16 protein-coding genes are annotated in these 14,349 nt (G+C 36.1%); 14 read left to right on the top strand and 2 right to left on the bottom strand.

The annotated features are described in order from the left end of the window. Positions 1-4 precede the first annotated feature (4 nt). On the bottom strand, positions 5-1,231 hold the full coding sequence (gene ylbJ, locus EJN67_RS02750) for a sporulation integral membrane protein YlbJ (protein ID WP_129722006.1): 1,227 nt from the start codon (positions 1,229-1,231) through the stop codon (positions 5-7). Between the two features lie 106 nt (positions 1,232-1,337). Between ylbJ and EJN67_RS02755 the strand changes: the two genes are divergently transcribed. Then, a complete protein-coding gene (locus tag EJN67_RS02755; protein WP_279387710.1) occupies positions 1,338-2,096 on the top strand; it encodes a patatin-like phospholipase family protein in 759 nt (252 codons plus the stop codon). On the opposite strand, the gene EJN67_RS02760 is transcribed toward EJN67_RS02755, so the two are convergent. Next, the gene (locus tag EJN67_RS02760; RefSeq protein ID WP_129722012.1) at positions 2,091-3,347 is read right to left on the bottom strand and encodes a nucleotidyltransferase; all 1,257 of its coding nucleotides are present in this window, start codon (positions 3,345-3,347) and stop codon (positions 2,091-2,093) included. The two genes, EJN67_RS02755 and EJN67_RS02760, sit on opposite strands and share 6 nt — an antisense overlap. A gap of 142 nt (positions 3,348-3,489) precedes the next feature. Here EJN67_RS02760 and EJN67_RS02765 point away from each other — a divergent pair, with 142 nt between their 5' ends. The 13 genes from EJN67_RS02765 to rnc all read left to right on the top strand — a co-directional run bounded on the left by EJN67_RS02765 (position 3,490) and on the right by rnc (position 14,326). Continuing rightward, complete coding sequence (locus EJN67_RS02765; protein WP_129722015.1) at positions 3,490-4,311, top strand: MBL fold metallo-hydrolase; 822 nt, start codon at positions 3,490-3,492, stop codon at positions 4,309-4,311. A 204-nt stretch (positions 4,312-4,515) separates the two neighbouring features. Then, the gene (pta, locus tag EJN67_RS02770; RefSeq protein WP_129722018.1) at positions 4,516-5,508 is read left to right on the top strand and encodes a phosphate acetyltransferase; all 993 of its coding nucleotides are present in this window, start codon (positions 4,516-4,518) and stop codon (positions 5,506-5,508) included. 13 nt (positions 5,509-5,521) lie between these two features. Beyond that, the gene (locus tag EJN67_RS02775; RefSeq protein ID WP_129722020.1) at positions 5,522-6,730 is read left to right on the top strand and encodes an acetate kinase; all 1,209 of its coding nucleotides are present in this window, start codon (positions 5,522-5,524) and stop codon (positions 6,728-6,730) included. Between the two features lie 75 nt (positions 6,731-6,805). Continuing rightward, positions 6,806-7,327 carry a YceD family protein gene (locus tag EJN67_RS02780; protein WP_129722022.1) on the top strand — a complete coding sequence of 174 codons (522 nt, stop codon included), beginning with the start codon at positions 6,806-6,808 and terminating at the stop codon, positions 7,325-7,327. 2 nt (positions 7,328-7,329) lie between these two features. After that, the gene (rpmF, locus tag EJN67_RS02785; RefSeq protein ID WP_129722025.1) at positions 7,330-7,515 is read left to right on the top strand and encodes a 50S ribosomal protein L32; all 186 of its coding nucleotides are present in this window, start codon (positions 7,330-7,332) and stop codon (positions 7,513-7,515) included. Positions 7,516-7,661: 146 nt separating this feature from the next. Then, complete coding sequence (gene fapR, locus EJN67_RS02790; protein ID WP_129722028.1) at positions 7,662-8,222, top strand: transcription factor FapR; 561 nt, start codon at positions 7,662-7,664, stop codon at positions 8,220-8,222. A gap of 13 nt (positions 8,223-8,235) precedes the next feature. Then, positions 8,236-9,243, top strand: coding sequence for a phosphate acyltransferase PlsX (plsX, locus tag EJN67_RS02795; protein ID WP_129722031.1), 1,008 nt, complete (start codon positions 8,236-8,238; stop codon positions 9,241-9,243). Positions 9,244-9,247: 4 nt separating this feature from the next. Further along, positions 9,248-10,243, top strand: a complete 996-nt coding sequence (locus EJN67_RS02800; RefSeq protein WP_129722034.1) for a beta-ketoacyl-ACP synthase III — start codon at positions 9,248-9,250, stop codon at positions 10,241-10,243. A 36-nt stretch (positions 10,244-10,279) separates the two neighbouring features. Continuing rightward, complete coding sequence (gene fabD / locus EJN67_RS02805) at positions 10,280-11,215, top strand: ACP S-malonyltransferase (protein WP_129722037.1); 936 nt, start codon at positions 10,280-10,282, stop codon at positions 11,213-11,215. 1 nt (position 11,216) lies between these two features. Then, positions 11,217-11,960: a 3-oxoacyl-[acyl-carrier-protein] reductase gene (gene fabG, locus EJN67_RS02810; protein WP_129722041.1), complete on the top strand. Its 744-nt coding sequence runs from the start codon at positions 11,217-11,219 to the stop codon at positions 11,958-11,960. A gap of 35 nt (positions 11,961-11,995) precedes the next feature. Beyond that, positions 11,996-12,226 (top strand): acyl carrier protein, encoded by a 231-nt coding sequence (gene acpP / locus EJN67_RS02815; protein ID WP_129722043.1) that lies wholly within the window; start codon positions 11,996-11,998, stop codon positions 12,224-12,226. A 67-nt stretch (positions 12,227-12,293) separates the two neighbouring features. Continuing rightward, positions 12,294-13,535: a beta-ketoacyl-ACP synthase II gene (fabF, locus tag EJN67_RS02820; protein ID WP_129722046.1), complete on the top strand. Its 1,242-nt coding sequence runs from the start codon at positions 12,294-12,296 to the stop codon at positions 13,533-13,535. Between the two features lie 86 nt (positions 13,536-13,621). Next, positions 13,622-14,326 (top strand): ribonuclease III, encoded by a 705-nt coding sequence (rnc, locus tag EJN67_RS02825; RefSeq protein WP_129722049.1) that lies wholly within the window; start codon positions 13,622-13,624, stop codon positions 14,324-14,326. The last annotated feature ends 23 nt before the right edge of the window (positions 14,327-14,349 follow it).

Consider the following 14,349-nt stretch of genomic DNA (forward strand, 5'->3'; position numbering starts at 1 on the left):
TATTTTATCCGAGGGTAGTTGTTTTGTTTTTATTACATAGTCTTATGATTCCATTTAATATCAACCCTAACAATAACAAGATGGTTATTATATTCATAATATAGCGAAAAGAGGCTAAAATGCGCTCAGACCATGTAATATCATAAAACCAGTTATTTTGATTGAATGTTGTAACGTCCTGATTGTAGAATATAGCCATTATACATGATGAAAATATGGCTGCCATTATACCATGCAAGAGTTTGCTTAAAACATAAATACCTACGGATATATTAGTACCAGCTAATAGACTGGCAACTTGACTATGTATTGAAAATCCGCTCCAGCCAATTAAAAAGCTTAATGCAAATACTTTTTGTTCAATAGGAACGAGACTTTGGCTTATTAATTTACACCCTATAGTCATCTCAAAAAGTCCTCCTGTAAGTCCGTTTAAAAGATTGTCATCTAGCTTAAAAGCAACCATAATTGGTTTGAATATATTAGATAAAAAAGATATAAAACCAATTTGTATTAAAAGATCTATTATTACAGAATATAGTACTATAAATCCGCCTATCATAAGTTGTGTGTTTATGGAATTGCGGACAGCATCGCCTAGAAGCTCAGCTATGGTACGGCCGTCCTTTTGCCTTGCTTGGTGCATATTTTCAAATGCGTTATTAAGTGAATAGTGAGTGGTCTTATAATAATTTTGTTTTTTAGAGTTACTTCCATAAAATCTGAACATAAGGCCTAGTACAATGGCTGAAGCATAGTGACCGGCCATTATGCAATTTGCAGCTTGTTGACTGCCTAGCATACCAACTCCTACAGCACCTGCCATAAAAAGGGGACCGGATGTACTGCAAAAAGATAGTATCCTCTGACCTTGTATCTTATCTATATCCCCTTTTTGCTTAAGTTCTGCTACCAGTTTTGCACCCATTGGATAGCCTGACATTGCACTCATTGCCCATATAAAAGAGCTGCTCCCAGGACATCGAAACAATGGATACATAATAGGTGAGAGTAATGTAGATAAAAAATTCACTACTCCAGTACCTATTAATACCTCTGAGCATATAAGAAAGGGCAGCAATGCTGGAAATACTATCTTTAACCATGATTCAAGGCCATAAAGGGCAGATTTGAATGATTCCTGAGGGAATGCAATGATAAGTAGTGTTATGGCTAGTGATACGCATGCGAATGATGCAGTTTTGACTTTGTCTTTTAATTTAATATTCATAATACTTGTCCTCCATAATATACTTTATTTTGATCAAGTTCAAAGTTTAATTTACGTAGTTATATATATAGTTTATTAATGAGGTGACCTAACTATGAAAATAAAAATGGGTTTAGCTTTAGGGGGAGGGGCTATGCGTGGACTAGCACATATAGGTGTACTGAAGGCATTGGAGGAGCAGGGGTTTAGGCCTGACTATATAGCTGGTACGAGCATAGGTGCAGTGATAGGGGCATTATATGCATCTGGAGTGACGCCATATATAATGTCGGGTTTGGCAAATAATTTAAATGCTAGATCATTCTATGACATAACACCACCTAGAAAAGGATTCATAAAAGGCAACAATATAGAACAACTTATTGCATTGCTTACAAAAGGTAGAGAGTTTAAAGAGTTAAATATTCCCTTATCGGTAACTGCTACAGATTTAACAAAATGTAAGCTGGTGGTATTTACAGAAGGCAAGGTATATAAGGCTGTAAGGGCCAGTATATCGGTGCCGGGCATTTTTATCCCTGTAGAGGCTGGAGATATGGTATTAGTAGACGGTGGTGTTTTGGAGAGAGTACCAACCAGGATAGTCCGAGAAATGGGAGCCGATATAGTTATAAGTGTAGATGTAGGTTTTCAGGGACAGCATAAAAAGCCTGATAAATTGACAGAGGTTATATTTCAAGCTTTTGAAGTAATGGAGCTCGAGATTTTAAAGCATAAGACAGTGCAAAGCGATATTGCCATATATCCAGATGTTTCCAATATTGATGCTACTTCATTGGAACAGGCTGAGGAATGTATACAAGCAGGGTACAAAGCTACAATAGAGAGTATGGATAAAATAAAAAAGCTATTAAGCATTTTATAATATTACCGGATTTTTTTTAAAGTCCCATCCTCCTATGCGATATTCAGGGTTGGGACACGCCAGTGCATATATGTCCGTAGCCAATACATCAAAATGGAACATATCTTCTAAGGCCTTATTATTAAATCGTGAATAATGGGCAGCCTTATTTATTACAGGAATACTGGAACAATTTTGAATCTGTCTTATAAGGGGAGTGGCTTTTTTATTAAAACCCAATATGCGTATATATTGAGGCCCTCCTGTTTTTCCGAATTTTTCTATTTTTTCACTGGTAATATTTAATATTCCATTTGTCAATATACGCTGAAGACGTGTATAGGTATAGCGTTTGGTTTTTGACTTTTGTAAAAAATCTTTTAGATCTCTGGCCAATATGCTGCATTTTTTTATCCTATTCTGCAGGCCTTCTTCTACATCCATCCAATTGGCCATCTCATCAGCTGGTGTGCGTCTCAATAATCCTAATATTAAACTATCAAAGGCTTCGGCTTTTAAAGGGCCTTTGCCAGATATAATGGCATTTTCAAGTATAATAAGAGATGAATAGGGTAAAGTGTTTTCTACCATATTCGAAAGTCCCGATTTATATATTTCATTTCTTATTGCAGTAGCACTTGAAATACCTTTTTGTAGTGATGTAGAATGATACTGAGCTTTTATTCTTTTAAAAGTCACAGGCTTTATCTGACTGTCAGTTTTTTTTAGCGCCTTTAAATATTCAATTGCCAGGATGGAATTTGGACTGTTCAGTATCTTTTTTATACTTGTATCTGATATATCCATGTCATTTATTTTCATATATTTTATAATTGCCTTGTACCTTGCTACAGGGAACGAAACGCCATTTATCAACTCATCTTTTAAAAATTCTTTGAATTCTAGGGGTTCTTCCGCTAGTATATTAGCTATTTTTTGTAGTATATCCATATCTTCTGTTTCACTGCCAAAACTCATATGAGTGACAACCCCTGTTTTATTGAGTAGTTCTACTCCTCCAAAGGCGAATAATTCTGCGGTTTGGCATGCATATATAACAGGTAGCTCTAATACTATATCAACGCCGTTTTCCAGTGCCATGCTAGTGCGTGTCCATTTATCAAGCAAAGCTGGTTCACCCCTTTGGGTAAAATGTCCTGACATGATTGCAATGGTATAATCAGGTTTAATTATTTGAATTGATTTTCGCAAATGATACAGATGCCCATTATGAAAGGGATTATATTCTGCAACTATACCTAAAACTGTCATTATGGCCCTCCGTTTTCAAAAATATTAGTTTTTTTTATTGTATCATTAATAAAAAACTGGTCAAGTCAATGATGTATGTTTTTTAAATTCAAATATGATATACTAATACATATTGATATAATTTCATATTTGGGGTGGTATTATGATTATTTTTAAAGATAATGCTATAACTGTTTTCCAAAGTGTTTTATACAAAACCAATTCAACAATTATAAAGACAGATGATGTATTATTGGTTGTAGATCCAAGCTGGTTACCAAATGAAATAATAGGTATGAGACATTATGTGGAAGACAACCGTGGAAAAAGGGATGTATATCTTATATTTACCCATTCAGATTATGATCATATTATAGGTTACAAGGCTTTTAAAGATATCAAAACAATAGCAAGTGAAGAGTTCATTTCCAACCCAAACAAGGATATAATAATAGATCAGATAAAAAACTTTGATGATCATTATTATATAACGCGAGATTATGAAATAGCTTATCCTGAAATTAATTATAGTGTTCGTGAAGATGGTCAAAGACTAAACATTGGGGATACCTGTCTGACATTCTATAAGGCGCCTGGCCATACGAAAGACAGTATTTTTACAGTGATAGATAACTTAAATTTACTGATAGCAGGTGATTATTGTAGTGATATAGAATTTCCTTTTATATATTACAGCAGTACCGAATATGAAAAGACGCTATCAAAATTAAATCAAATTATAGGTATTCATGAAGTACAGACGTTGATTCCAGGGCATGGTTCGATTTTATGTGATGTGAACATGATGCAAGATATTCAGCTAAGATCATCAGAATATATAAAGCAACTAAAGTTCTCTATAGCTAATGGTTTGGATGATGATCTGGAGAATTTTGTAGATACTATTCCATTTCCACAATCCCATAAGAAATCCCATAAAGATAATATAAAGCAAATATTGACTGAGGTAATGGAAAAATCTTAATAATAGAATTGAATATAGGTATTAGAAATAGTATATACAGGATAAAATAATAATTAAAAACAACTTTATTCTATTTAAAAAGCTATAATATAGGAGGAATATAGGCATAAATGTAGAATACATAATAGGTTGCGGATTTTCGATGCAATTTTTGTTGCATTTTGGTATTATAGTAAATTAAAAGTTGTGAAGGGAGATAAAATTATGGATTTGATGACTGAAATTCGCCAAAACGCTCGGCAATTAAAGAAGACTATTGTACTACCGGAAGCAATGGATTCTAGGATGCTAAAAGCAGCTAGCCAGGCTAAAAATGAAGGACTGGCAAATATTGTACTTTTGGGCAATGCAGATGAGATAAATAAAAAGGCTGCAGGTTTAGATTTAGAAGGTATAACTATAATAAATCCTGAAAAGTCGGATAAGTCTTCATATTATGTAGATCAATTAGTAGAAATACGAAAGAAAAAAGGCATGACCCATGAAAAAGCAGCGGAATTAATAAAGAATCCTTTGTATTATGGCGCTATGATGGTAAAATTGGGAGATGCAGATGGTATGGTAGCTGGTGCTGTAAATACTACAGGGGATGTATTACGCCCGGCACTTCAAATAATAAAAACTGCTCCTGGTATATCTGTGGTTTCAAGTTGCTTTATAATGCAGGTACTATATAAAGAATTTGGGCATGATGGTGTATTATTATTTGCAGATTGTGCAGTTAATCCATCTCCTACGGCAGAACAGCTCGCTTCTATTGCAGTAACATCTGCAAACACTGCAAAATCCCTTATAGGCATGGAACCAAAGGTCGCCATGTTATCCTTTTCTACAAAGGGCAGTGCACAGCATGAGCTAGTTGACAAAGTAGTTGAAGCAACAAAATTAGCCAAGGAAATGGCTCCTGATGTTACTATTGATGGAGAGATTCAAGCAGATGCAGCGTTGGTGAAGGAAGTTGGTTCACTGAAATGTCCAGGAAGCTCAGTAGCAGGAAAGGCTAATGTATTGGTATTCCCAGATCTTCAAGCTGCGAATATAGGTTATAAATTAGTCCAGAGGTTAGGTAAGGCAGAAGCTATAGGTCCTGTTTGCCAAGGTATGGCAAAGCCTGTAAATGATTTATCAAGGGGTTGCAGTGTTGAGGATGTAGTTAATGTAATAGCTATAACAGCAGTTCAAGCACAAAATCTATAAGGAGGAGATTTAATTGAAAATACTTGTAATAAATGCTGGCAGTTCATCCCTTAAATATCAGCTAATCGACATGACAGATGAAAGTGTTTTAGCAAAGGGTAATGCCGAACGCATAGGGATAGAAGATTCTATATTAAAACATTTGCCCACGGGACGGGAAAAGGTGGAAATTCCTGCACCTATGAAAACCCATACTGAAGCTATGAAATTGGTTATTAAAACCCTTATTAATCCTGAATATGGAGTTATAAAAGATATGGATGAAATAGCTGCTGTAGGGCATAGGGTACTACATGGTGGAGCAAAGATTTTCCAATCTGTTGTGGTAGATGATGATGTAAAAAAAGTTATAAAAGAAAACTTCGATTTGGGACCTCTTCATAATCCTGCAAACTTAATGGGTATAGAGGCTTGTCAGGATGTTATGCCTAATACACCTATGGTAGCAGTTTTTGATACTGCTTTTCATCAAACTATGCCGGAAGAGGCATATATGTATGCTCTACCCTATGAAGCATATGAAAAATACTCCATAAGGCGATATGGATTTCATGGAACTTCCCATAGATATATATCAAAGCGTATAGCTAAGCTATTAGGTAAATCACCTGAATCCATAAAAATTATTACCTGTCATCTAGGCAATGGTTCAAGTGTCGCAGCTATAAACGGTGGTAAATGCGTGGATACAAGTATGGGACTGACACCATTAGAAGGATTACCAATGGGTACTAGATGTGGAAGCATTGATCCAGCTATAATACCTTTTTTGATGGAAAAGGAAGATATGACTCCTGAAGAGATGAATGTTTATATGAATAAAAAATCAGGTGTATTAGGTATATCTGGCTTAAGCAGCGATTTTAGGGATCTTGAAAAGGCGGCTATAAAAGGTGATAAAAAGGCTACTCTAGCTTTGGACATGTTTTGCTATAGTGTTAAGAAATATATAGGGGCTTATGCTGCTGCTATGGATGGAGTTGACTATATAATTTTTACTGCAGGTATAGGAGAAAATACTCCTTCTGTCCGAGAAAAAGTGTGTGCTAATTTAGATTACATGGGAGTAAAAATAGACAAGAAAAAAAATAATCAAATTCCTGGAAAATTAGGAAAAGAAGGCTGTATTTCAGCTAATGACTCAAAGGTAGGTATATATGTTGTTCCTACGAATGAGGAGTTAATGATTGCACGGGATACAGTTGAAATTTTAGGACTCTAATTCCTGTAATGTATACTTGACAAAACTTCAGGGTATTTATATAATTAATTTCGTTATTATATGGGGTGATTGCCGTTGATAATAGATGTATCGGATATTTTAAATCAAGGAGATACGTCAAAAAAATTTTGTGGCAATATAAATCTGGATGATATTTCATTTCAAGGAGATAGTATATCGTTTCCAGAGCCGCTAGATATAAGCGGTTATATAAAAAACACAGGTGAGTCATTGGAAATGTATGCCAAGATAACTGGTTATATGGTATTGCCATGTAGCCGTTGTTCGCTTTTGCATAAAAGGCCTATAGATATGCCCTTAAATCTAAGGTTTAAGCGCAATGGAGAACCAATAGACTCAGAAGATCTAGATGTATTTGTTTATACAAATAAACAAATAAAGTTAGATGATATAGCACTAGAATATATATTGTTGGATTTACCCATCAAGCGCTTGTGCAACGATGAATGTAAGGGGATATGTCCCCATTGTGGTATAAACCTGAATGAACATGAATGTGATTGTGTAAAAGAGGATATTGACATTAGAATGGAAGCGCTGCGAGGGTTCTTCGCTGATAAAGATAAGGAGGTGTAGATATGGCAGTACCAAAGCATAAAACTTCAAAAGCTAGGAGAAACAAGAGAAGGGCTAATTGGAAATTGGCATCCCCCAGTGTAATGGCATGCCCCCAATGTGGGCAACCAAAGCTGCCCCATAGAGCCTGCAAAAGTTGTGGCTATTATAACAAGAGACAAGTTATAGATGTAGAATCAGCTAAATAAATAAACGTAAAAAATGCAACCTTTCAAAATAGATGGAGGGTTGCATTTTTTTGCTATAAAAATATTGCATAAAACAAAAAGATATTGTATACTACTTTTAGTACCAGATACTAATATTAGATATTAAGTATTGGAGTGATATTTGTTTGGCAAAAAAGTTATTGCCTAAAAGGGAGCGTCAGCAAAAGTTAATAGAGTTGTTGCATAGTGATCCTTTTGTTACTGATGAAGAATTAAGTGAATGCTTTAATGTGAGTATACAAACCATCAGGTTAGATAGATTGGAGTTAGGCATTCCAGAGCTTAGGGAGCGCATTAAAGTTGTGGCTGAAGGTAACTATGCTAAGCTAAAATCTATAGAAGGCAAGGAAATAGTAGGAGAACTAATAGATATAGAGCTTGGTAAGAGTGCTATATCCATACTTCAAACTGATAAAAGTATGGTATTTGAAAAATCAAAGGTAGTAAGGGGACATTATATATTTGCTCAGGCAGAATCACTTGCTATAGCAGTTATTGATGCAAAAGTTGCTCTAACAGGTGTAGCGAATATTAAATATAAGAAGCCAATATATGCAGGGGATAAATTGATAGCAAAAGCAGAGGTTATGAGGCAAAGGGGAAATAAATATTTTGTATGGGTGCGTACAAAGATAAAGGATGAAGAAGCTTTTAGAGGTAAATTTATTTTAGTTTCAATAGAATAGCAGGAGGATGGTTATGAATATTATTGTTGATGCCATGGGCGGGGATTATGCACCAAATGAAATTATAAAAGGTTGTATTCAAGCAGTAGACGAATATAATACCAATATATCATTGGTTGGGCAAGAGAATCTCATAAAGAAGCAGTTATCTATCCTAAATGCAGATGTTTCACGATTTGAAATCATAAATGCAGATGATATTATATTGCCGGATGATAATCCGGTATCTGCCATAAAGAATAAAAAGGAATCATCTATGGTCAAAGGATTAGAGATGATAAAAAAAGATCCCCATAGTGTATTTATATCAGCAGGTAATACAGGTGCTCTTATGGCAGGCAGTATTTTAAAAGTAGGGAGGATAAAAGGTATAGATCGACCCGCTCTTGCTACATTTATGATAAATACTGCCAACAAGGGAGGTTCCCTTTTAATCGACGGTGGTGCAAATGCAGACTGCAAGCCTGATAATTTAGTACAGTTTGCAATAATGGGTAGCATATACATGGAAAAAGTTTTAGGCAGAATTGATCCTACTGTAGGACTTATAAATATAGGCATAGAGGATACCAAGGGCAATCAGCTCACTAAAAAAGTCTATACATTGCTTAAGGATTGTAGATATATAAATTTTGCTGGGAATGTAGAGGCAAGGGATATACCTAGAGGACATGCTGATATTTTAGTATGTGATGGTTTTGTGGGAAATGTTGTATTGAAACTTACAGAGGGAGTAGCAAGTACACTTTTTGATATGTTAAAGGAAGAAATGACAGCAAATTGGACGCGTAAGCTTGGTACCCTTTTACTAAAGCCTGGGCTTAAAAACTTTAAAAAGAAGATGGATTATGCAGAATATGGTGGCGCACCATTATTGGGAGTAAATGGAGGAATAATAAAAGCCCATGGTAGTTCAAATGCAAAAGCTATAAAAAATGCCATTAGACAGGGATTATTGTTCATGGAAAATGGCGTATTAGATACAATTGCCAATTCTATTGAACATGAAAAGGAGGAATAAAAAGATGACTGACGGTTTTAATTGCGGTATTCTAGGTACGGGCAGTTTCGTACCTCCAAATATTATTACAAATGAAGATCTTGAAAAGATGGTGGATACCAGTGATGAATGGATAGTCAGTAGGACTGGCATAAAAGAGAGGAGAGTAGTCGATAAAAATGTTGCGACTTCAGATATTGCAGCTATCGCCGCTCAAAGGGCTATTAAAGATGCAGGTATAGATGCAAAAGACTTAGATCTTATAATAGTTGCTACTGTTACACCTGACATGAGCTTTCCGTCTACAGCATGTCTACTGCAGGATAGACTAGGAGCTGTGAATGCTGCAGCATTTGACTTGGAAGCTGCTTGTTCAGGATTCCTCTATGGAATTATTACTGCAAAGCAGTTTATCATAACAGGAACTTATAAAAATATATTAGTAATTGGAGCAGAATGTTTAAGCAAGATTATTAACTGGAAGGACAGAAATACCTGTGTACTCTTTGGGGATGGAGCAGGAGCTGCAGTTTTAGGCAGGGTAGAAGAAGGGTATGGGATATTATCAAACTGCCTTGGAGCTGATGGAGCTGGGGGACAATTTCTATCATTAAAGGCAGGAGGTTCTAGATTACCTGCTTCAGTTGAGACTGTTGAACAAGGTCTTCATTATGTCAGCATGAAAGGCAATGAAGTTTTTAAATTTGCTGTAAAGATTATGGCGTCTGCAGCTGAAGAAGCTGTTAATAAAGCAGGATTGACAGCAGATGATATTGACTATCTTGTACCTCATCAGGCGAATATAAGAATAATTGATGCTGCAAGGAAAAGGCTCAAGTTGGATGAAAATAAAGTATATGTAAATTTGGATAGATACGGTAATATGTCCTCTGCTTCTATACCGGTAGCCTTAGATGAAGCGGTACATAGCGGAAAAATAAAAAAAGGCCATAATATTGTGATGGTGGGCTTTGGTGGCGGGCTTACCTGGGGTTCGTGCCTTATGAAATGGGGAAAATAGTAGTATATTATAATATAGAGCATAGGAGGTTTGACAATGGCAAAAATAGCTTTTACTTTTGCAGGTCAAGGAGCTCAATATGTAGGTATGGGAAAAGAGTTTTATGATAATTTTAAGGAGGTCAGACAGCTTTTCGATGGGGCTGGTGATATTCTTGGGTATGATGTAAAAAAATTATGCTTTGAAGGTCCAGAGGACGAGTTAAAAAAAACTGAAAACACTCAACCTACGGTGTTCATGATAGGAGTAGCAGCTATGAAAGTTTTAGAACTTTCAGGGATACTTCCCGATATGACTGCAGGCTTGAGTTTAGGTGAGTATGGAGCTTTATGTGCAGCAAAATGCATTACTTTTGAGGATGGACTCGCTTTGGTGCAAAAAAGGGCGCGATTTATGCAACAGGCAGTTCCTTTGGGTAAAGGAGGAATGGCGGCCATATTGGGATTGAATCAGGAGCAGGTAATTGCATGTTGTGATAAAGCAGCATCTATAGGTATAGTGGAACCAGCAAATTATAATTGTCCCGGGCAGATTGTATTATCAGGTGAAATAGAGGCAGTTAAAGAAGCATGCCGAATTGCAAAGGATATGGGAGCAAAACGTGCAGTACCTTTGGCGGTTAGTGCGCCATTTCATTGTTCTATGTTAGGTACTGCTGCAGAAAAACTGGGAAATGAACTGGACAAGGCAGAGGTAAAAGATCCTTCGATTCCCGTAATCTCAAATGTGGAAGCAAGAGAAGTAAAGGATGCACAGCATATAAAAGAATTGCTAAAAAAACAGGTAACTCATTCTGTAAAATGGCAACAAAGCATAGAATATATGATATCAAAAGGTGTCGATACGTTTATTGAACTTGGACCTGGCAAGATATTAACTGGCTTTTTAAGAAGGATTGACAAGGGAATGAAGATGTACAATGTAGAGGACATGAAAAGCCTTGAAAATACTTTAAAAGGGATGGAAATATAATATGTCTATAGAAGATAAAATTGCCCTAGTAACGGGGGCATCAAGGGGTATAGGCAAAGCAACAGCTATTTATTTGGCTGATTTAGGTGCTAATGTTGCTATTAACTATTCTTCAGATGAACAGGGAGCAATGTCTGTAGTAGAAGAAATAAGAAAGCATGGGCGGAAGTCTAAAGCATTTAAAGCCAATGTGTCATGCATGGAAGATGTACAGGCGATGATGGATGAGATACGACAAGAATTCGGGGGATTGGATATACTGGTAAACAATGCAGGAATAACCAAGGATGCATTGCTTGTTCGTATGAAGCCTGAAGATTGGGAAAAAGTTATAGATGTTAATCTTAATGGTGTGTTTAATTGTACAAAAAGCGCTGCAAGGATTATGATGCGTCAACGCCGTGGCAATATAATAAATATATCGTCTGTTATAGGTTTAACTGGCAATGCTGGTCAGGCAAACTATGCTGCTGCAAAGGCAGGCATAATTGGTTTTTCAAAGTCAATAGCTAAAGAATTGGCATCAAGGGGTATTAGAGTAAATGTAGTTGCACCAGGTTTTATACAAACTGATATGACAGGCATGTTGCCCCAAAATATAAAGGAAGAACTATTATCTAAGATACCTTTAGGCCGATATGGTGATCCTATGGATATTGCCCATTTGGTAGGTTTTTTGGCTAGTGATGAGAGTAGTTATATAACTGGTCAAGTAATTAATGTTGACGGTGGGATATTAATATAATATTATCATTATGTAGCATTTGAAGGGAGGTGAACATGTTGAGTTTCGATAAGATAAAGGCAATAATTGTTGATCAATTGGGAGTTGAAGAAGATGAGGTTACTATGGAGGCTTCATTTATAGATGATTTAGGAGCAGACTCCCTAGATATTGTAGAGCTTATAATGGCTTTAGAAGATGAATTTAATATGGAGATACCCGATGAAGATGCGGAGAAAATTTCTACTGTAGGTGACGTTGTAGAATATATTAAGAAAAATGCTTAAATTTTTAAGGTCGGGTTTTCTATTAAGAACCCGACCTATCTATCCTATAAAAAGTAGGAGGTTTCAAATGAAAAAAAGAGTTGTTATTACAGGTATGGGAGCTATAACTCCTCTAGGTAATACTGTGGATAGTTTTTGGAATGCTCTCTGCCAAGGTCAAAGTGGAGTAGATACGATAACCAGATTTGATATTTCTGAATATACTACTAAAATTGCAGGATGCGTAAAGGACTTTGATCCTCAAGATTATATAGATAAAAAAGAAGCAAGGCGTATGGATCTTTATACACAATTTGCTATGGCAGCTACTAATATGGCAGTAAAGTCTGCAGAATTAAATCTGGATACTATAGATAAAGAACGATTTGGTGTAATATTGGGCACAGGTGTAGGCGGCATTCAAACAATGGAAAATCAAAAGGAAATATTAATAAATAAAGGCCCAGGGAGAGTAAGTCCATTTTTTATACCTATGATGATTGCTAATATAGCAGCTGGTCATATTTCAATAGCATTAGGTGCAAAGGGAGTAAACTATACTGTTGTCACTGCATGTGCATCAGCTACTAGTGCTATTAGCGAATCGTTTAAAGCTATACAATTAGGAGATGCGGATATAATATTAACAGGTGGCAGCGAAGCAGCAGTGACTCCAATATCTCTAGCAGGTTTTGCATCTATGAAGGCTTTGTCCTCTAGAAATGATGATCCAAAAGGTGCAAGTAGGCCATTTGATTCTGATAGAGATGGATTTGTATTAGGAGAAGGTGCTGGTATACTAATTTTAGAGAGTTATGAACATGCTATTAAGAGAGATGCACCTATACTTGCTGAAATAGTAGGTTATGGAGTTAGTGCAGATGCTTATCATATTACTGCTCCCGCCCCTGAAGGTGAAGGTGCCGCCAGAGCTATGAAGATGGCGCTTGATACTGCAGGTGTAGATGCTAAAGAAGTAGACTATATAAATGCCCATGGAACTTCAACTCCATATAACGATAAATACGAAACAATGGCTATAAAATCAGTATTTAGAGACCATGCATATAAATTGGCTATAAGTTCCACAAAATCTATGACAGGACATCTATTGGGAGCATCTGGAGGAATAGAAGCTATTGCCACTATAAAATCTTTAAATGAACAATTTGTGCATCCTACGATTAATTATACAACTCCCGATCCAGAATGTGATTTGGATTATGTTCCAAACATAGGCAGAGAAATGGAGATAGAGTATGCTATGTCAAATTCTTTTGGATTTGGGGGCCAGAATGCATGCATATTGTTTAAGCAATTTGTTAAGTAGCATATCAAAAGAGCCTATGGCTCTTTTTTTGTAGTGCATAATACTTCTAGACAAAAGCCATATTAAACGGTTAAGGAAGTGTGTATATGAATAGATTAGATAGGATAATGGAGCTTGAGATGTTCCAAAATGACATAGGTTATTTATTTAATGATCCTAGTTTGTTAGATATAGCCCTTACCCATAGCTCTTATGCAAATGAAAGCAAACATAAGATGCAATATAATGAAAGATTGGAGTTTCTAGGGGATTCAGTCCTTAGTATTATAATAAGCAGTTATTTGTATAATAAGTTTCCCAATCTGCCCGAAGGCAGTTTAACAAAAATGAGGGCGGGAATAGTTTCAGAGCCATCCCTTGCTCAGGCTGCAAGAAAAATAGATTTGGGCAAATATTTGCTTTTAGGCAATGGAGAACAAAGAACTGGGGGACGGGAGCGCGACTCCATATTAGCCGATGCTATGGAAGCTGTAATGGGGGCAGTATATTTAGACGGGGGCATAGATAAGGCAACGCTTTTTATACTTGATATATTGAATGATAATATAATAGACGTACAACAGGGCAAGGGTTTTAGAGATTATAAGACCGATCTTCAAGAAGCAATTCAAAGTCATTCTAATAATGATATCAAGTATAAAATAGTAGAAGAACAGGGCCCAGATCACAATAAAATGTTTGTAGCTCAAGTTATTTATGATGGGTGTATAATAGGCCAGGGAAAGGGAAGGAGCAAAAAAGAGGCAGAACAGACAGCGGCTCACCAGGCTTTGAATAAAATATTATCATAAAATATTGCCTGTCCTAATATAGA

It is taken from the genome of Xylanivirga thermophila, assembly GCF_004138105.1.
Taxonomy (GTDB): Bacteria; Bacillota; Clostridia; order Caldicoprobacterales; family Xylanivirgaceae; genus Xylanivirga; species Xylanivirga thermophila.

Excerpts from the sequence above, each read along its gene's own strand:
- ylbJ (WP_129722006.1), bottom strand. The coding sequence starts at position 1,231 with ATGAATATTAAATTAAAAGACAAAGTCAAAACTGCATCATTCGCATGC.
- EJN67_RS02755 (WP_279387710.1), top strand. The coding sequence starts at position 1,338 with ATGGGTTTAGCTTTAGGGGGAGGGGCTATGCGTGGACTAGCACATATA.
- EJN67_RS02760 (WP_129722012.1), bottom strand. The coding sequence starts at position 3,347 with ATGACAGTTTTAGGTATAGTTGCAGAATATAATCCCTTTCATAATGGG.
- EJN67_RS02765 (WP_129722015.1), top strand. The coding sequence starts at position 3,490 with ATGATTATTTTTAAAGATAATGCTATAACTGTTTTCCAAAGTGTTTTA.
- pta (WP_129722018.1), top strand. The coding sequence starts at position 4,516 with ATGGATTTGATGACTGAAATTCGCCAAAACGCTCGGCAATTAAAGAAG.
- rpmF (WP_129722025.1), top strand. The coding sequence starts at position 7,330 with ATGGCAGTACCAAAGCATAAAACTTCAAAAGCTAGGAGAAACAAGAGA.
- plsX (WP_129722031.1), top strand. The coding sequence starts at position 8,236 with ATGAATATTATTGTTGATGCCATGGGCGGGGATTATGCACCAAATGAA.
- EJN67_RS02800 (WP_129722034.1), top strand. The coding sequence starts at position 9,248 with ATGACTGACGGTTTTAATTGCGGTATTCTAGGTACGGGCAGTTTCGTA.
- fabD (WP_129722037.1), top strand. The coding sequence starts at position 10,280 with ATGGCAAAAATAGCTTTTACTTTTGCAGGTCAAGGAGCTCAATATGTA.
- fabG (WP_129722041.1), top strand. The coding sequence starts at position 11,217 with ATGTCTATAGAAGATAAAATTGCCCTAGTAACGGGGGCATCAAGGGGT.
- acpP (WP_129722043.1), top strand. The coding sequence starts at position 11,996 with ATGTTGAGTTTCGATAAGATAAAGGCAATAATTGTTGATCAATTGGGA.
- fabF (WP_129722046.1), top strand. The coding sequence starts at position 12,294 with ATGAAAAAAAGAGTTGTTATTACAGGTATGGGAGCTATAACTCCTCTA.
- rnc (WP_129722049.1), top strand. The coding sequence starts at position 13,622 with ATGAATAGATTAGATAGGATAATGGAGCTTGAGATGTTCCAAAATGAC.